The sequence below is a fragment of the Shewanella sp. 10N.286.52.E4 genome (genome assembly GCF_041468785.1).
GTDB lineage: Bacteria > Pseudomonadota > Gammaproteobacteria > Enterobacterales > Shewanellaceae > Shewanella > Shewanella electrodiphila.
Window position 1 is genome coordinate 64,657 of the sequence record NZ_JBFRJJ010000004.1, and the last position, 19,163, is coordinate 83,819.

15 protein-coding genes are annotated in these 19,163 nt (G+C 40.9%); 9 read left to right on the forward strand and 6 right to left on the reverse strand.

Annotated features, from left to right (window positions below):
• The first annotated feature begins 525 nt into the window (after nucleotides 1–525).
• The 3 genes from AB4153_RS01700 (at nucleotide 526) to AB4153_RS01710 (ending at nucleotide 5,035) form a co-directional block, all read left to right on the forward strand.
• Nucleotides 526–2,199, forward strand: coding sequence for an amidohydrolase family protein (locus AB4153_RS01700; protein ID WP_055023742.1), 1,674 nt, complete (start codon nucleotides 526–528; stop codon nucleotides 2,197–2,199).
• Nucleotides 2,200–2,276: 77 nt separating this feature from the next.
• Nucleotides 2,277–3,260: a GTP-binding protein gene (locus tag AB4153_RS01705; RefSeq protein WP_055023741.1), complete on the forward strand. Its 984-nt coding sequence runs from the start codon at nucleotides 2,277–2,279 to the stop codon at nucleotides 3,258–3,260.
• Between the two features lie 116 nt (nucleotides 3,261–3,376).
• Nucleotides 3,377–5,035, forward strand: a complete 1,659-nt coding sequence (locus AB4153_RS01710; protein ID WP_055023740.1) for an amidohydrolase family protein — start codon at nucleotides 3,377–3,379, stop codon at nucleotides 5,033–5,035.
• Nucleotides 5,036–5,127: 92 nt separating this feature from the next.
• On the opposite strand, the gene AB4153_RS01715 is transcribed toward AB4153_RS01710, so the two are convergent.
• Complete coding sequence (locus AB4153_RS01715; RefSeq protein WP_102436178.1) at nucleotides 5,128–6,306, reverse strand: threonine/serine exporter family protein; 1,179 nt, start codon at nucleotides 6,304–6,306, stop codon at nucleotides 5,128–5,130.
• Nucleotides 6,307–6,773: 467 nt separating this feature from the next.
• Here AB4153_RS01715 and AB4153_RS01720 point away from each other — a divergent pair, with 467 nt between their 5' ends.
• Nucleotides 6,774–7,025, forward strand: coding sequence for a YfhL family 4Fe-4S dicluster ferredoxin (locus AB4153_RS01720; RefSeq protein ID WP_229368934.1), 252 nt, complete (start codon nucleotides 6,774–6,776; stop codon nucleotides 7,023–7,025).
• A gap of 127 nt (nucleotides 7,026–7,152) precedes the next feature.
• Here AB4153_RS01720 and AB4153_RS01725 read toward each other — a convergent pair whose 3' ends face one another.
• A complete protein-coding gene (locus AB4153_RS01725) occupies nucleotides 7,153–7,674 on the reverse strand; it encodes an SCP2 domain-containing protein (protein WP_229368935.1) in 522 nt (173 codons plus the stop codon).
• Nucleotides 7,675–7,810: 136 nt separating this feature from the next.
• Between AB4153_RS01725 and AB4153_RS01730 the strand changes: the two genes are divergently transcribed.
• A complete protein-coding gene (locus tag AB4153_RS01730; RefSeq protein ID WP_102526927.1) occupies nucleotides 7,811–8,812 on the forward strand; it encodes a peptidase U32 family protein in 1,002 nt (333 codons plus the stop codon).
• 10 nt (nucleotides 8,813–8,822) lie between these two features.
• Entirely contained in the window at nucleotides 8,823–9,710 is an 888-nt protein-coding gene (locus AB4153_RS01735) for a U32 family peptidase (protein ID WP_371996157.1), read from the forward strand.
• A 23-nt stretch (nucleotides 9,711–9,733) separates the two neighbouring features.
• Here AB4153_RS01735 and AB4153_RS01740 read toward each other — a convergent pair whose 3' ends face one another.
• Nucleotides 9,734–10,441 carry a hypothetical protein gene (locus tag AB4153_RS01740; protein ID WP_133146617.1) on the reverse strand — a complete coding sequence of 236 codons (708 nt, stop codon included), beginning with the start codon at nucleotides 10,439–10,441 and terminating at the stop codon, nucleotides 9,734–9,736.
• Between the two features lie 511 nt (nucleotides 10,442–10,952).
• Between AB4153_RS01740 and AB4153_RS01745 the strand changes: the two genes are divergently transcribed.
• Nucleotides 10,953–12,230, forward strand: a complete 1,278-nt coding sequence (locus AB4153_RS01745; RefSeq protein ID WP_102526969.1) for a YjiH family protein — start codon at nucleotides 10,953–10,955, stop codon at nucleotides 12,228–12,230.
• A 292-nt stretch (nucleotides 12,231–12,522) separates the two neighbouring features.
• Entirely contained in the window at nucleotides 12,523–12,882 is a 360-nt protein-coding gene (locus AB4153_RS01750) for a PilZ domain-containing protein (protein ID WP_229368938.1), read from the forward strand.
• A gap of 31 nt (nucleotides 12,883–12,913) precedes the next feature.
• Here AB4153_RS01750 and AB4153_RS01755 read toward each other — a convergent pair whose 3' ends face one another.
• Both AB4153_RS01755 and radA read right to left on the reverse strand, forming a co-directional pair.
• Nucleotides 12,914–13,771 carry a hypothetical protein gene (locus AB4153_RS01755; protein ID WP_303513072.1) on the reverse strand — a complete coding sequence of 286 codons (858 nt, stop codon included), beginning with the start codon at nucleotides 13,769–13,771 and terminating at the stop codon, nucleotides 12,914–12,916.
• A 221-nt stretch (nucleotides 13,772–13,992) separates the two neighbouring features.
• Complete coding sequence (radA, locus tag AB4153_RS01760) at nucleotides 13,993–15,366, reverse strand: DNA repair protein RadA (protein ID WP_102526922.1); 1,374 nt, start codon at nucleotides 15,364–15,366, stop codon at nucleotides 13,993–13,995.
• Nucleotides 15,367–15,574: 208 nt separating this feature from the next.
• Here radA and AB4153_RS01765 point away from each other — a divergent pair, with 208 nt between their 5' ends.
• Nucleotides 15,575–17,971, forward strand: a complete 2,397-nt coding sequence (locus AB4153_RS01765; protein ID WP_248954933.1) for a PilZ domain-containing protein — start codon at nucleotides 15,575–15,577, stop codon at nucleotides 17,969–17,971.
• 49 nt (nucleotides 17,972–18,020) lie between these two features.
• Here the strand turns inward: AB4153_RS01765 and AB4153_RS01770 are convergent, their stop codons facing one another.
• A complete protein-coding gene (locus AB4153_RS01770) occupies nucleotides 18,021–18,923 on the reverse strand; it encodes an alpha/beta fold hydrolase (RefSeq protein WP_371996159.1) in 903 nt (300 codons plus the stop codon).
• Nucleotides 18,924–19,163: the final 240 nt, after the last annotated feature.

Here is a 19,163-nt window from a genome sequence, read left to right on the forward strand (position 1 = left end):
TTGACTCAATCTCTACCTTTCACTCAACTTCTATCACCTACTCAACTTCTATCACCTACTCAACTCTATCACCTACCCAACTCTATCGCCCACTCAAGATCCAGCCTACTACATATAAAAACTCATGACCTATCATTTAGTCAGTTATCACCTATCATTTATTTATTATTGGCCAAGGTTGGTCAAAACTTGAAGGGTTAGACCCTTCAAATGTGAGTTCCTCTAATCTATGCTATTAATTAATATCTGTAATAAGTTTTACAGCGGCAAAATTTTATCATTAACGCAATATCAGTAACAAACTCAAAGCGATACGAGCAACCGAAGCTAACAAAGCCGTAACCCTAAGCCCTGAAATATTTATTATTCGCCCCAAAGACACGATTGCGCAACAAAAGTATCAAAGCGTGCTTTACATTATCCAAATTTAGAGCAAAGCTGTTTAAAGTAGCTTTTATGGTGCTTGCCGTTTCACATGTTGCCAGTTTTTACTATTTTTATTGCATGAATAAATGAGGATAAAAAATGAAAGACGATACCAAGCTAAATGATTTAACCACTAACAATGTCGACCAGTCAAAGCGTACTACGCTAACTAAGCTTGCAGCGGGTGCTGTTGGTACTGCAGCGCTTCCATTTGCCTCAGTTTTGCAAGCCGCATCAGACAAACTTACTGAGCAGCAAATTAAGCTAATGGCCAATGAAAAGGGCCCATTTGATATTGTTATTGAAAATGGCCGGGTCATTGACCCTGAAACTAAATTAGATGCCATTCGTAACGTCGGCCTTAAAGGCAATCGTATTGCCGCCATTTCAACAGATAAATTACAAGGCAAAAAAGTCATTGATGCCACAGGCTTAGTGGTTGCGCCGGGCTTTATTGATATGCACGCGCATGGTCAACAGCTTCCGGCTGCACGAGCACAAGCATTTGATGGTGTAACCACCGCTCTTGAAATGGAGTCGGGGTTGCTACCTATTGCTAAATTCTATGATGACACAGCCAAAGAGGGCCGCCCTATTAACTACGGCGCCTCTGTTGCATGGACTTATGCTCGTATCACGGCAAAAGAGCCCACAATGCCACCAGCAGACGGTACGATTGTTTGGTTTCAACAAGCATTTTCTAAAAATAACTGGCAAAACACCCTTGCGACAAAAGATGAGCTTAAATCCATTTTAAACTATGTTGAGCAAGGCCTTAAAGAGGGAGGTTTGGGCATTGGTATTAACGCTGGCTATGCACCAGGTTATGGCCATAAAGAGTACTACGAATTAGCAAAGCTAGCTAAACGCTATGAAATGCCTACTTATACCCACGTGCGTTACTTAAATAGCGCAGAGCCTAAATCAAGCTTTGAAGCCTACCAAGAACTGATCAGTTTATCGGCAACCACCGGTGCACACATGCATATTTGTCACCTTAACAGTACCTCAGTGCAAGATATCGAAGATTGTGCTGATTTAGTTCAAGATGCGGTTGATGCAGGCTTATCGGTGACAACAGAAGCTTATCCTTACGGTGCTGGTTCATCAGTGATCGGCGCAGAAGTTTTCCGCGGTGATGATTGGCTAGAGCGCTGGGGAGTGCCAAGTGCAAGCTACATGGAAGCAAATGGTAAAGCCTTAACACAAGAAAAAGTCACTGAGCTTCAAGCAAATGCGCCAGGTACAGTGGTAGTAATGCACTTTTTAAAACCTGATGAAAGTAAATCCGATCGCCATAAAATGGACCGCTCAGTATTATTTCCAGGCGCAGCCATTGCATCCGATGCAATGCCATGGATGAATCCTAAGGGGCAATTAATCGAAGGTAATGTATGGCCATTACCAAGTGATGCTATTGCTCATCCAAGATCGCTTGCTTGTTTTACTCGCTTTATCAGTAAATACCTCAATGAATACAAAGCAGTTACACTACTCGAAGCGATGGAGCGTACGAGCTTAAATGCGTGTCGAATATTAGAAAACAGTGTTCCTCAAATGAAAAACAAAGGCCGTATTCAAGTGGGTAAAGATGCTGATTTAGTCTTATTTAAACTTGACGAAATCAAAGTGCTAGCGACCTTTGATGCGCCTAATGCACTCTCAGAAGGGATGCATCATGTGATCGTAAATGGTACACCTATTATCGAAAATGGTGAATTGCATTTAGATGTAAATCCTGGCTTAGCAGTTCGTAATCCAGTGGTTGCATAACCATTATGCCTAAAATCATAAAGCTCGGGTAATACCGAGCTTTTTCGTTAAAAAGTAAATCATATAGAGAAACGTCAATGAATAAAAAACCTATTCCAGTGACCATTTTAGCGGGTTTTTTAGGTGCCGGGAAAACCACCCTGTTAAACCATATCCTAACCAATGCCGATGGCATGCGTATGGCCGTTATCGTAAATGACTTTGGTTCAATTAATGTCGATGCAGAGCTAGTAAAATCCCAAAGCGACAATATGATTAGCCTCGAAAATGGCTGTGTGTGTTGCAATCTTGCCGAAGGTTTAGTGGTCTCAGTGATGCGCATACTGGCACTTGAAGAGCGCCCTGATCATATTATTGTTGAAACCTCAGGTATTGCCGAACCTAAAGAAGTGGCATTGCAATTTGAAGATCCTGAACTACAAGCACACGCGCCATTGAACGCGATTATCACCACTATCGATGCTGAGAATATTTTAAGTTTAGAAGGTTCAATGGCCAGCTTGTCAGAGCAACAAATACAAGTCGCCGATATCGTGTTAGTTAATAAAGTTGATTTAGTGGCAACTGAGCAGCTGGAAAAAGTTAAAGCATGGTGCCAAACCCAAGCCCCTTTTGCCAAACTGGTTGAAATGGAGTTTGGAAACGTCGCACTACCGATTTTATTTGATGTACCTGAGCGGTTAGTAAAACTTAGCCATGAGCATACTTGTCAGCACCAAGGTGCAGACCATGACCACAGCCAATGCAACCATCATGACCATGTAAACCACAGCTTTGATACTTTTAGCTTCGAAACCGACAAGCCGCTGTCTTTACAAAGCCTCTATCCGCTATTACAGCAGTTTTCAGTCGATGCCTACCGCATGAAAGGTATTTTAAATTTATCTGATCGACCTGATCATCGTTGTATATTTCAATGTACTGGCCAACGCGCCAATGTCACTGTTGGCGAGCCGTGGGAACACGATGAAGCAAGAGTAACCCGTTTAGTCTTTATTGCCCCCAAAGGTGGCATGGACGAAAAAATAATGCGTGAAAAGTTAGCTAGCTTAGTGGTTTAAATATAAAACGACTATGCAGTAAACGGCCCACTAAAGCTGTTAATGACAAGCTGTAAATGCTTGGCTGATAATTAATAGCATGATAATCAAGGATATTGGCGAGAAAGGAGTAAATGATGTCCGAGTTAAATCAAGATGACAAATTAACCGCTGAAGTTGATCAAACCAAGCGCGATACCATGAAAAAACTGGCTATTGGCGCCGCTGCAATAACACTTTCATCGACTGCCACAGCAGAAACTAACAAGGGTCCACAAAAGCCAGAGTTAATGCCAAATCAAACAGGCCCGTTTGATGTAGTGATTACTAATGGCCGTGTCATTGATGCCGAAACGGGTTTAGATGCCGTACGCAATGTAGGCATTAAAGACGACAAAATTGCCGCTATATCGACAGAAAAGCTCACAGGTAAAAAAGTCATTGATGCCAGCGGGCTTGTGGTTGCCCCAGGCTTTATCGACCTTCACGCCCATGGACAACAATTACCCGCAGCCAGAGCTCAAGCCTTCGATGGTGTCACCACCGCCCTTGAGTTGGAATCAGGCCTATTACCCATTGGTAAGTATTATGATGACACCGCTAAAGAAGGTCGCCCAATAAACTACGGCGCCTCAGTAGCTTGGACCTATGCCCGCATTATGGCAATTGAAAGTGAAATTTCGCCCGCAGATGGCACCATTACTTGGTTTCAGAATGCCTTTAGTTTAAAAAATTGGCAAAATGATCTCGCCACCGACGCACAGCTAAATACGATATTGTCTGATGTTGAACAAGGCTTAAAAGAAGGTGGTTTAGGGATTGGTATTAATGGCGGTTATGCTCCCGCCTATGGCCATAAAGAGTATTACGGCTTAGCTAAACTGGCCAAAAGTTTTGATGTACCGACCTTCACCCATGTACGTTATGCCAACGGCATGGAGCCCAGATCAAGCTTTGAAGCCTATCAAGAGTTAATCAGTTTAGCCGCCACCACTGGGGCACATATGCATATTTGTCACCTCAACAGTACCTCGGTGCGAGACATTGATGATTGCGCCGACCTAGTGCAAGAAGCTGTTGATTCTGGTTTGCCGATTACCACTGAAGCTTACCCCTATGGCGCAGGCTCAACACCTGTGGGCGCGGCCTTATTTGCTGGCCCAGAATGGATTGACCGCTTTGGCGTTCCCGATGCAAGTTACATGGAAGCCAATGGCGTACCTATGACCCAAACCAAAATCGATGAACTACGAAAAACCAACCCTGGTGAAGTGATCGTTATTCACTTCTTAAAGCCTGACGACAGTAAAGAAGACTTACGCATGATGAAGCGTTCGGTGTTGTTTCCTAACGCCGCTATTGCCTCTGATGCCATGCCGTGGATGGACAGCAAAGGTAAATTGATTGAAGGTGATGTATGGCCATTGCCTAACGATGCTTTTGCTCACCCCCGCTCGGTCGGGTGTTTTGCCCGCTTTGTAAATAAATACGTGGTTGAGTATAAAGAAGTCAATTTAGTCGAGGCAATGAAGCGCACCAGCCTCAATGCGTGTCATATCATCGAAGATGCTGTGCCGCAAATGCGTAACAAAGGCCGTATGCAAGTGGGTAAAGATGCTGACATAGTGGTATTTGATCTCAATAGCTTTAAAGATATGGCCTCATTTACTGAGCCCAATAAGCTTTCAGTGGGTATGCAGCATGTACTAGTCAATGGCCAATCGATTATTGATAAGGGACAATTGCTTATGGATGCTAAGCCTGGCAGAGCAATTCGTCGCGATGTGACAGTCTAATCGATAATCAAAAAACGTCGACAAAACATGACAACTAAAAAGCGCCATTAGGCGCTTTTTTCATGTGTTTAGTTTTTCTCAATTAATATCGATTAGTTGCGTTTATGGTTAAACAAAAAGCGGTCATTGAAAATAGAATAAACCATGATCTGCCCTGCCATAATCGAACAAAACATCAATAATGCTGACATACCAATACTGGGGATAGGCAATATTGCAGTGGCAAAGAATGACTCACTGGCACCAACGATGATCCGGCTTCCTGGCACTAAAATGATCACCCCTTGGATAATATACACTAACGCAGGCACTTTACGTGCTTTACCGGCTAACAGCCCATAAAGAGTGATAATCATGGTGCTAATCCAAGTGCCGATAACCCAATCAGAGGTAAACCAATGTGGCCCCCACATGCCAACTGCAGCAGCGGGCAGGCCAATAATAATGTCTTGCCAACTGGCATTAAAAATCAGTCCAATCGCAACCGATATGCCAATTAACGCCAGAATATGCAAACCTAAAGGGATTTCATTAATAAATGGCGCAGCGGCTACATGGCCGACAAGCAAGTTTGATAAGCCTAAGCCCATCACCACGCCAATGAATATTTTTATTACCACCAAACTACTTTGGGCCAATAACTCTATGCCTGAGCGAAAGTCATTTAAGGCAAGACTAGCTAAACCATTGGTGACAGTAAGTCCTGGAATAAACAGCACAATGGATGAGATGCATAAAGCTAACACCGGTAACTCAGGAAATTGAGCGGCTAATATCCCCACCACAAAACTGGCAATAAACGCCACAATGAACTCAACCAGCATTGCTCGCTGCCCGGTGCACATTAGTTGAGCTAACCAGGCGATTAACCCTAAAAAAACCGAAATCATTGCCGCAAGATACGTGCTCCCCACCAGCATCAAATAGCAAGGCGGCAGTAATAGGTTGGCAATGCCTAAAGTAAAATTTGAGTAACTCGGCACCCCTTGATAGTTTTCTTTTGAGTGTATTGCCTTTAGGGTTGCCACCAAATTGCGTAAATTGACTGACGGTGGATTTTTAGTTTGCATCACCATTTTTTGAGTGGGTTGCTCGAAAATGGTCACAATTTTAGTTGGGGTAACATCAATGGCGATATCTATCTGATGATGAGCCGCATAAGACTGAGTATATTTCGCCACTGAGTATGGTGCGCACCCTGATTGATGTAATCGATCTGAAAATGATAAAACATCATCATACTGTTGCTGGGTTGGGCTTTTATCTTCCATTTTTTATTCTCGATAAGTCAGCAAAAAGTGGTTCTGAGGGCTTAGTTAAATCATAGTAGCTAAATGATAATTGCTACATAATAGTAGCGAACTCATTCACTTCATAATCTGAAATAGAGGGTCAAACCCTTCAAAAATGAATCCTTTCATTGAATTAGCAGTGGTCGCGATAATCTCCACTGCAAAACATGCGCTAGCCGGTGAATTTCTCGCTTAACCCTAGGCGGGCTATCTCTGTGTGATATAATCATCGATTGAAAGATTTATAGCGTGTTAAAACGCATTAGATCAGCGCAGTCATTCAACGCTTATTAAGTCTTTGTCTTCATTCAGGTCATTATTCATGGTTAAGTGCATGAAAATCCGCTGTATGAATCATTGAAAGTCGGGACAGGGTAATTTTTACCATTATAAGGAATATACATAAGCAATTGTTACAGATGAATTTTATAAGGTATATGAACTAGATGGCATTACTAATTGACGACAGCTGTATTAATTGCGACATGTGTGAGCCAGAGTGCCCAAATGAAGCCATTACTATGGGTGAAGAAATATATGAGATAGACCCTGCGCTTTGTACCGAATGTGTAGGGCATTATGACAAGCCGACTTGTATTTCGGTTTGTCCGATTGATTGTATTGATCCTGATCCTGCTCATGCAGAAACGCCGGAAGAGCTTAAATATAAGTACCAAGTCATTACAGGTAAGGTTTAACTTAAACTCGCTCAATTAATCTTGACGGCGAAACAATTTCTCCAGCATTAGATACAAAAAAGGCGCTTAGATAGCGCCTTTTTTATTGCTCAAATTTTATCATTTATCATTTATCGATTGGTTCGTTTTATGCAGTTGCAGTGTTGCTGCCATCAGAATAGCTTTGCAAGGTTTGCAAAGTAATGGCTAATTTTTCAATGCTTACTCTCACAGGCTGAGGCAGGGCTTCTAACTCGATACCTAATAATAAGTTCTTCACTTCTAAGCCTAGCTCGGTATCGCCTTCAATCCGTAATTTGCGCTGAAAAAATAAGGTATCAGGATCTTCTTTGGCTGCTGCAACCAGTAATAACTCAGGAACATTAGCAGTAAATGTAACATCAGCCTTAGTTAATGAACGTAATAATAATTGGCCATCAAAACTGAGCTCAAAATGTAAGCCAATGTCTTGCACTGAAATCGCAACCCACTTTCCTTTTAAAAAGTCTAATTCGCCAAACTTAATTTGCTCAGATAACGTCAATGTTAGCAACTTAGCTAACACATCCATTTTGAGTTTTTCAGGAACAATTGATAATGATTGAGTGGCCACTTTGGGTGCTAAACCAAGTACATTTTTCGCGAGCTTACTTGAGAAACCGAGAGACATTAAAACTCCTACACTGCCTAGATTTAAATTTAAGCTAGTTTACTCACATTTTATCAATTGAAACCTGTTTCAAATCAATTCATGTGACGTCATTCAACTTTACACTCCCTTGCAACAGCAATTTGAGAGAGAGAAAATGGAACTCTTGTGCCCTGCAGGAAATTTAGCTTCATTAAAAGCCGCTTTTAGAGCTGGTGCAGATGCGGTTTATCTTGGTTTAAAAGATGATACCAATGCCCGCTCATTCGCGGGACTAAATTTCACCCCTGAACAAATAAAACAAGCCACTAAACTGGCACATAGCCAAGGTAGAAAGGTGTTTTTAACATTAAACACCTTCCCAAAACCTGGTGAAGAATCCCGTTGGTATCAAGCGATTGATTTAGCAGCCAACATAGGGATGGATGCGCTGATCACTGCCGATATCTCATTATTGGATTACGCCAGTCGACGCTACCCTCATTTACCCTTGCACCTGTCAGTTCAAGCCAGTGCAACCAATCTAGCCGCATTAGACTTCTATCAGCAGGCTTTCAATATTGAGCGAGCAGTGTTGCCACGGGTGCTATCCATAAAGCAAGTTAAAGACTTAGCTAAAAATAGTACCGTTGATCTTGAAGTTTTTGCCTTTGGCAGCCTATGTATTATGGCCGAAGGCCGTTGTCACTTATCTTCATATGTCACAGGTCAATCACCCAATACGGGTGGTTCGTGCTCTCCAGCAAAACATGTGAGATGGCAAGAACAAGGTGATAAATGTTTAACACGCTTAAATGAAGTACTCATTGATACCTCTGATGTTGATCAGCAATTAGGTTACCCAGTTGTGTGTAAAGGCCGCTATATCGCTGAAAATCAAACACAAGCCAAATACTTACTTGAGTCACCTACAAGCCTTAATACTCTTAGCTTACTGCCACAATTAGCATCGGCAGGGATAAAGTCTTTAAAAATTGAAGGAAGACAGCGCAGCCCAGCCTATGTAGAGCAAGTCACCCGAGTTTGGCGAGAAGCGATTGATAGCTTTTTAACACACCCTGAGTCATTTACAGAGCAAGCTAGATGGAATCAAGTACTCGCTAAAGTTTCTGAAGGGCAAGTCACCACGTTAGGCGCATACGAACGTCAATGGCAGTAAGGTAAAAATAATGAAAATATCTCTCGCGCCAGTAAGCTATTGCTGGGATAAAGCCTCTATTGAAGATTTCTATCAACAGGCTGCGAATAGCCAGATTGATACTGTTTATCTTGGTGAAACAGTATGCAGTCGCCGCCGCTTTTTAAAATTCAAAGATTACCTTGAATTGGCACATATGCTCAAAAGCCATGGCAAAAACGTAGTGTTATCGACTATGGCTTTAATTGAAGCACAGTCAGAGTTAACTGAACTTAAAAAGCATATTGATAATGGTGAGTTTAGTATTGAAGCCAATGACATGGCAGCCGTGCAACTTGCTAGACAAGCTAATATTCCTTTTATCTGCGGCCCTACGATTAATAACTATAATCGTGCCAGTTTAGACATTTTACAAACCATGGGTATGAAGCGGTTTGTCATGCCTTATGAATTATCAAAAGCTTGGTTAGAAAGTGTCATTAGTGAGCCAACCAAGGCAAGCTTCGAAGTCGAAGTCATGGGCCATGGATATATTCCACTCGCTCATTCGGCTCGTTGTTTTACCGCAAAACATTTTGGTTTGAATAAAGATAACTGCGAAACAATTTGTCAGCAGCACCCTAAAGGGATTTTAGCTCAAACCCAAGAACAACAAGCGCTATTAAGGTTAAACGGTATACAAACTCAGTCGGCTGCGAATATTGATTTGACCCAAGAGATAATATCGATGCAGCAAATGGGGGTCGATTACTTTAGAGTGTCGCCAAGTAGTCTTGCATGTCTTGCTCTTGCAAATGAGCTAACAAACGCACTATCTCATGATGTGGTTGACGATAATTACGAACTGCCTTTCAGTCATATTAACACTCAACAATGTAATGGCTACTGGTTCGGTCAAGCTGGATTAGCGCAAGTGTAATAAGCGCTTAATCGTCAACAGTATCAATTAGCCTTCATTTGTCGGTGGGGTAGAAAATACCACCGGCAAATACTCAACATCCATAGCCACATCGTCACAATACTGCACCAAAATAGAATTGATAACCACCACACTTCCGGTTTAGGTGATTGAGACACTATCGCTTGAAACAACATACCATCAGATATGGGCTTAGCACCCAAACTTTCACGCCAATACTCATGGGATAAAATGGCGCCATGGATCAGTAAAATAATACCGCTGAATATAAACGGCATGCTCAATGCGGCTTTTCGTTTTATAGCACATTCGATAATACATAAAGCCGCGCTGAAAAACCCAAAGTAGATATAAATAGAAACAGCTTGGATGTGTAAGTGATGCACATTGAGAGGAAATAAGCCGATAGCCGCAAGAGAAATGAACGTGATAATTAAGGATAACCATAATAAGCCACCACTTAACCGCTGGCTCATCTGTAAACCAAATATGCAACTCATGGTTAAACTCAAACTGCCAAAAAACAAACCGCCATTAATCAATATCGCAGTGGATGAACGATTATAAGTACCGAGTTCACTCAGAGAAAACTGCAATAAACTGTACTTGTCACCGTACTGTATGTATTCAACTAAAACCGATATTACAATACCCAGAAAAAGCCCGAACAGACCAAGCAAACCAAATAGGTAAGCTAATCTAGCAATCTTTTCCGTTTTATTTATTATCACAACTAGGTAAGTTCCTTGTAAATTCGGCTCTATCATACTTAATCATAATTGATAAAACCTCTATCCACGTCTAATGTTTACTAACTTAGTTTAATAAAATATCGTAAATCTGCCGAAGTTGAAAACACTTCAAAGTTAAAACAACCGCACTCAACCTAAATAACACCCGCAAAACCCACGCAAAACAACACCGCAACATTATGATTACAAAGGAATTAATTCGTGCATTTACCAACGAAAGCTATAGAATATAGATAAGCAAAATAACTCAATAACTATTCGTTAAAGTGAATAGTTTTACATAGGCTAGATAAGCAGGTAACCTTGCCTCGCTTAACGCATCTTTGAATGGACATTCAGCAGTTTCCCCACCGGACGGTTAGACATAATCAACCATAAAAATTTGGTCAATGGGTAAGGCATATATAAAGTGACTCAAGAAAAACAAAAACATAACATAAAGACAATACTGACCTTTATCATTCCGTCACTGATCGGTTTGTTATTATTCATGACACCGATAAGCTATAACGACGCAATTACGATTCCAATTGCTATCATGTCTAAAGCGGTTCAGAGCCAATTTGCCGAGATTTTACCGCTGATTGTCACCTGTATCGTCGTGTTTATGGCAATCATATCGGTACTTTGTAAAATCATTAAACCTAAACTGGTTCAAGAAAGCGCCTTTTTAAATACCCTACTCAACGTGTCGCCATTTTGGTTAATCGTACGTATTTTGGGTGCTGTATTTATTGTACTAACCTATTTAGAAATTGGATCTGAGGCAATCTATTCTGCTGATACTGGGGCATTAGTACTGAACGACCTTCTTCCAGTGCTATTTTCCGTATTCATTTTCGCTGGAATGTTATTACCTCTGTTACTGAACTTTGGCTTATTAGAGTTTTTCGGCACTATGCTGACCAAGCTAATGCGTCCCATCTTCAACTTACCAGGAAGAAGTGCTATCGATTGTATGGCGTCTTGGTTAGGTGATGGCAGCGTTGGTATTTTAATGACCAACAAACAATACGAGACACGTTTATACACTGAACGTGAAGCTGCGGTTATCGGTACGACCTTCTCTGCTGTATCAATTACCTTTAGTTTAGTCGTAATTTCACAAGTTCAGCTTGAACATTTATTTGTGCCTTTTTACTTAACGGTTTGTTTAGCAGGTTTTGTTGCGGCCATTATTGTGCCTAAATTGCCTCCTTTATCCTGGAAAAAAGATTTATACATAGATAACACGCCTCGTCACCCTGATGATGAAATGATCCCACAGGGACATGGGGTAATGTCTTGGGGCTTTGAGCAAGCACTCAATAAAGCATCTCGTGCTGGTGGCGTTAAACATGTTCTACAAGAAGGTGTTAAGAATGTCGTCGATATGGTGTTTGGTATTATTCCTGTGGTCATGGCCATTGGTACTGTTGCCTTGGTTTTAGCAGAAAATACGCCTATTTTTGATTATTTAGGCATGCCATTTATCCCGTTACTTGAACTGCTACAAATACCTGAAGCTGATGTGGCTTCAACCACCATCGTTGTGGGTTTTGCAGACATGTTCTTACCATCAATTTTAGCCAGCTCTATTGAATCAGACTTAACCCGCTTTGTGATTGCCGCTTTATCTGTTACTCAGTTAATTTACATGAGTGAAGTTGGCGCGTTATTAATTGGCAGTAAAATCCCAGTAAACTTCTTTGAGTTGTTTGTGGTATTTATTCTACGTACTTTAGTCACACTACCAGTGATTGCACTGTGTGGTCATTTGTTAGTTTAGTGGTTAACGCCATAATTGACTCAGCTCAACAATCAAATTGAGCATCAGCTAAACACCTTGCTTTAAATAATTAGCAGACAAAAAAGGAGCCTTAGGCTCCTTTTTTACGTTTGCAATAAAGCGGCAAACGAGCCATTTTCCTCATGACTATGTTCCAACATAGCTCGTTAACTAAGTCATTATTGGCATTCATTTTTAGATAGCGTATTCTTTATAAATCAAAACAAATTACTGATGACTGTTTACGTCAGCATCTACAATTTGTGAGTTCAGTAAGTGGGTGGAATGTTTTATGGATGAAAGAAGAAAGTTCACACGTACATTATTTGCGGCTACAGCTTCAATCAAGATTGAAGATAAAAGCTATCGCACAGATATTTTAGATTTAAGTATCAAGGGTGCCTTAATTTCAACACCTGATGGACTCGATGCAATAAAGGGGCAAAAAGTGGCATTAAGCTTTTTATTACCTGACTCTGATATCGTGCTAAGCATGGACACGCTCCTTGTTCATAAAGAGGCCAAGCATTTAGGGCTTGAATGCCAGCACATTGATCTAGACAGTATTAGTCACCTTAAACGCATTATTGAACTTAATATTGGCGATGAAGAATTACTGCAACGAGAGCTGGCTCAGCTTGTGAGCATATAACTCAAAAGGTCCAGCAGATGACTAAGCTTATCTATAACCACCAGCTCGTATCTATTTGTTCTGTCTGTGGGTAATCTTGGTTATCAAGGTAAATAATTTGCCGCTCAGATAACCTCGCTTTCAAAATAGAGTCACTGTAATACTTTAAAAATAACTCTTGGAAAGACAAATCATCCGTGGCTTTATTCAGCCCTTTCTCAATTCTTTCAGCTAATTCTGGTAGCTCTTTATTCACAAAGACATACACTGGTAAGTTATATACAAGCGCAATATTCGGTTCAATCATTAATTCCGGCAACTTACTACTTATGCGTTGTTGCTCTTGCCATACTTCATTGATTCCGCGAGGAAAGTAATCGAAACGTTTGGCATGCAACATTCGATGTAAGCTACTTGCAGTGCCAATATCCTGTGTCGGTAGTGCATTATGACGTAATACATCGATATCAGCCCAATGGCTGCCAAAGCCTGCGACAAATGATTCACCTAAGTCTTGAGTGTTTTTTACCTGGAGAAATTTTTGTTGATTATCTTGATGAATTAACAAAAGCCTGTATCCAAGTAAGCCTTTCAATAATGGAATTTTAACCGGAATAAAGGTTTGTTCACGCTGTTTGCTGGACGCTAGAAAAGCCACATCGACTTCACCCTGCTCAAGCATTTTTAAACCGCGACCTTGAGTGACCTGCTCAGTGAATTGCAAACTTGCTTCAGGATAATCGGCGGCAGTTTTATCAAGTGCCATTTTAAGAAGTTCAATATGATACTGAAAATGGTAATCAGTTTGATATAAACGTAATACTTGGGGAGAAGAGGATTTGGCAGAGGCTTCTGTAACAAAAAAGCAGATAAGCGCAATCAACAATAATTTAAAGTTAAGCAACAACATCATAATCCATTAGTAAAGTATCCCTTCACGAGTATTCGTTTTCTCAATTGCTATGTCATCACAATTGCTTGCTCCCCCTAAAGAGCATGTGCTGAACATGCTGTAACAAGATCAAATATGATTTAGACAACAAAAGCTCACGTCCTAACGGGTACAATAATTAGGCAAGGAATAATATCGTTTCTGATGTCGCTTGCCTAGTTAAAATTCAAACAAGTGTATTAATTTATCAGTTCAAGTAATTCATGAACCGTTTTAATCGGGTGAATTTTAGCCCCTAAGTTTTCCATCGACTTATGATAATTTCGATGAGGAATATAGATTTCGGTAAAGCCATGTTGCACTGCTTCCTTAACTCTTGGAACACCGCTATCAATTGGCCTGACATCACCATTTAAACTTAACTCACCCATGATACAAGTGGTTCGTGGTACGACAAAATCATTCAGACTGCTTAATAATGCTGTCACAAGTGCTAAATCGATACAGGTCTCTGACTCATCAATTTTCAAACCACCCACAAGGTTAAAGTAAGTATCATGAAAGATTTTGGTACGGGTATGCTTTCGAAGCACCCCTGTGAGCATTTTTATTCGGTTCATGTTCAACCCAACACAGACACGCTGTGGAAACTCGCCTTCAGTTTCAGTGGTCAAACATTGAATCTCTAACAATAAATTACGGTTACCCTTTCGAATACAGGTAATTGCGGCTCCTGGTGACTCAGTAGTCGAGCCCGAAAGGAATATTTCACTCGGGTTATCGACACTTATCATGCCTCGCTCTGTCATCTTAAAAATACCGACAGTATCGACATCGCCAAAACGGTTTTTATTAGCCCTTAGGGTTCTTATCTGGCCGTCATTACATTCAATATGGGTGAGACAGTCGACAATATGAATTAAGGTTTGCGGCCCTGCGGTTTCATTATTTTTGTTAACATGGGCAACCAAAAACATGGTGACGTTATTTTGTTTACAGTATTGAGTTAACGCTTGGGCACTGCTTTTAACTTGTGATGGTGAACCTGGACTACCATTGGCTAAGTCTGAGACCACTGCTTGGATAGAGTCAATAACAGCAAACTTAATTTGCTTGGCTTCTAACTCTGCAATAATGGCTTCAACATTGGTTTCCGCCATTAGATATAAGTTATCTTCGTTATAATTAAGCTTTAAGCGATTCACACGATTTTTAAACTGCGATAGTGACTCTTCAGCAGTACAATAAAGCGATGGCATAACTTGAGACATACGTGCAATCAGATCAGATAAAAGCGTTGTTTTACCTGCGCCAGGATCGCCAGAAATAATATTCACTGAACCCGTCGTTAACCCGCCACATAATACTCTATCGAGTTCGCCAATCCCGGTTAATCGCTTTTGCGCTTCAAACTCTTCAACCTCGGCTAATTTTTTAGAGCCTCCACCTACAGAGCCAGCATAGCCAGCAACAGAAGTTGATGATGATTTCACAGCAGCAATACGCACCTCTGAAATCGTATTCCATTCTTGGCATGCACTACATTGTCCTTGCCAACGAGGAAAGTCTTGCCCACATTCATTACACACAAACGCTGTTTTATTCTTTGCCATGCTTCACTGTCATTAAGTTAATCAAAAGAAGAGTTTTAGGTTAATAATCAACCAAGCTACATTAAAATGGTATTTTAATAGTTTTATTACTTGCTTTAACAGACACATAAATTAAATTTGTATAAAGTAAGTATTTCGCTAGCCGATAAGACTACCAGTCAGACTTATATTTAGCACCTAGTTCTCGCACCAAAACTGAAAAGAGCCAATGAGCATAGAAGACCATAGTCAGCTAATAGAACAACTCAAACCGCTACTGATGGAACCAGATTTCAAAGATGTCTTTGAAAAGCTGACTATCGACGAATCTAATTCGACTCGATTTTTGCTCAAAATGGAACTGAATCGCCTTTCTGCAATATGTACCCGAATAATTGATTTACGCGATAAAACAGAATTGCACTGTGAAGAAGTCAGCGTGGCTAAACAGCGTCACTTTCTTGATGAGCCTGCAAAAGCTTCATTAGCCCAAGCACTACAAATTTATCGTAACAAGTACACAATCGGTGTTTATGAGCACGTACTTAATGAACATAGACATCGCAAAGAACAATTACGCCTAAATAAGCAAGAACCTACCATAGAGAGTTCAGAGTTAGTGGTACCTGGTGTTGTCATGGGAAGTTACTTTAATCGCAGTGAAGAACGAATGAACTACTCTATTCGTATCTCAGCTTCTCAAGATGGCGGTGCAGACGTTATCGGTGCGAGCTTAGATCTATCCGTTGGCGGAGCCAGAGTTCGATTGCCAGCTAAGCATCGCTTTGACCAAGACAAACCACTGCGAATTAAGCTATTAGAACTTAACGAAGAATTCTTTTTTGAAGACCTGCAAAACGGTGTCGACTATCAAATTGTCGATATCCAGAATAAAGATGACAGCGCTATTATGCGCTTACGGCGCATGGGTGATAGCGTTGAATTAGATAAAATGCTCACCCAACTTATCCGTGGCTATAAGTTTCGTTATAAAGTGGATGTTAATGATGTCATCGTGAATGCTACGGGATTAGGTTTTGAGCGTCACTACTTGCCTATGCTGGCACACATGCCGCTGTATATATCAGTAGCTGACGGTAAGCCTTTTATCAGTCACAAGCTGCTAAGTCGTGGCAACCAACCCATTTTACAGTATTTTCTTGACGAAAAAGAAGTGAGTCAACTCCCCAGCATGTTGACCAATAATCGATTAGTTAACCTACTTAAATACCCCGAAGAAACTGACCACAGTTTATTCTTTTGCTTTACCCACCAAGCCAAAGGCGTGACCCAGTATTTTTCAGCTTCATTGCATGAGCTGAAACAACACAATGCCATGCAGCTCTTTTTTGGTTTTGGCGCAGCAAAAGAGAGCTGGCGTATCTATAAGGTTGCGCAACAAAAGGTTGATCATAAATTAAATTATAAAACCTCTACCCTTCCTGGCGATGAAAGCCAGTATTCGGCATTGACCGAACAACAATTGGCAAGGTTTAGTTATATCTTACAGATCGTTGATTTAACTAATGAAGATGTCAGGCCTAATTATCGTGCATGGTTTAATGAAGGCGACAACGTCAATTCGCTTAAAATATTTAATCAGCTAAAACTGAAAAAAAATACCGTTAAGCGTTTATCTATGCCATTTAGTGAGCGTAGAAGAGAAGCTCGTTTTGCATTTAAAACCATTATCGAAATTGAGCAAGAAGGCAAAAAGAGCCGTGGTATAACCCATGATATATCCACTCGAGGTTTGCAGTTTACCCTTGAAGATAATACTCAATTTGCAAGTCCTGCTGAAGTCAGTCTACACTTTCCAAAGCTGCAAGCTATCGCGGGTAAAACAGAATTAAAGAACCTGCCATATCAATTAATCCGTAGTCGTAATAATCATCAAACATTACATTTATCAGCCATCGTTGGCCACGAGCCTCATGCTGGTGTTGAGTTTATCAATAAGCTTATTAACCACAACCGAGATAAGTTTGAGCAACTATCGGATGATGAAGGTGAGCTTAAAGAGCTCGCTGACGGAATGAAAAATTTACTATTAAGACAACTTGTTGGTGTGCCTTATTTCGTTGAAAAAACCAAAAAATCGGCACAACTGGCTTGTATTGGTATTGGTACTAAAAACGATGAAATTAGCCACCTTTTTGCTGCAGGTTCGACGCAACCACTTAGCTTTAACCTCACTCCATTATTTGATGAAGCCCAGTTTAAACAGCACATTATTGACCCTATCAGAGCCATGAAGCCTATTGATGGTGTGGAATACTTTGAAATATTCATGCAAATATCTCGTCAAGGAAGAGGTGCTATTAATATTCAGTCGCAACTGATGAATGATTTTAATAGTCGCAATGCACAAATTAGTTTCATTCACCATGCCCAATCAGTTGGACGTTTTATGGCATTACGCGTTTACTTCGGTGCTACAGAAAAAACCGATATGAGCTATATACGACGTGAAATGGAATATATCACTATCCATGCAAAACATAGAGCTAAGCAGCTTGAAGAGCGCCTATGGCAGGTCATCGGCAGCGGAGAACTATTAGATATTACCGCTGAAGTAGAGGTTCGCTTCCCTGAGCTACATATAGAAAATTCAGTTAATAATTAAACTTAACAATTTCTAAGTGTAGCTAAGCTCTGCATAAAGCCTTTTAAACCTAAAAACGGTTATACCAATCACTCACGAGCGGAAAGTGATCTGTCACAGCAGATTTATCGGTGAGCATTCCTGCGTGGGTGTAATCCTGTTTGAAGCCTTTATCCTTGGCAAGCAAAGTATAGTCAGCATGCTCCAGTCCACACTCACTCATCATGTCTTTAACGTCTGATGGATTACCCAGTACAAAGTCTTTTTTACCTGCAATAAACCAGCTTTTCGGCCACTTAATATTTTGTACCGCCTCGCTATAATTAAACTGATCTTCTGCATCAACCCAGTCACCTCTAACCCAATCAATAGTTTGCAATAACGATAACCGGCTTTCATTATCCATCCCGAGGCGATACTTATCGGCAGCAAGATAGCCTTGATACTTAGTCATTAGCGGCGCGAGGCGATTCCAAAACAAATCTACCATCATGGTTTTTCTAAATGACGACACTTTAATGGTTCTTTTACTACCGAATGTAACAAATGACGCCACTTGATCGCGCAAAGCAGCTAAACGAATATAACTACTGGCCATTAACACCCCACCCCATGAATGGGCACACCAATGCACCTTTTGTGCTTTAGCATGCTGCAGCACGAACGCGTGGGCAATGGGCAACTGCTCTAGAATCACTTCTGTTTGTCCCATGTGATAATCAGCATCAATTCTTGGCTCGCTCGCCCCTCTACCCGCTGTATCCAGTACATAAACATCATAGCCTTGCTCAGCAAGATAACAGCCTAATCCTTTACCTGAAGGGCTATAAAAAACGCGCCCATTAGACATAGCACCATGAAGCATCAAGATGGGGGTACGACTATCGCTACCCGGCTGAGATAAAGGGCTTGCTTTGATATGGCGAAGATGAAGTTTTCCATTTCGGTAAGGAAGGTAATGAGAGTGCTGCATACAAGTCTTGATATATCCGTCATCATGAATATAACCACGGTAAACACAGCGAGTGTTAATTACAAGTAAATTAGAGTAATAAATCTAATCAGCCAAATAGATTTAATCAAATCTATTTGAATAAGTCGCACATGCTAGAGAGCGACTTCACCAGTAAGAGCACACCAGTTTCCCTAACAAATTCATTGCCGAGCAAACCTCATCGCAATAAAAAGCACCATCGCGACAAGTTCAGTTTAT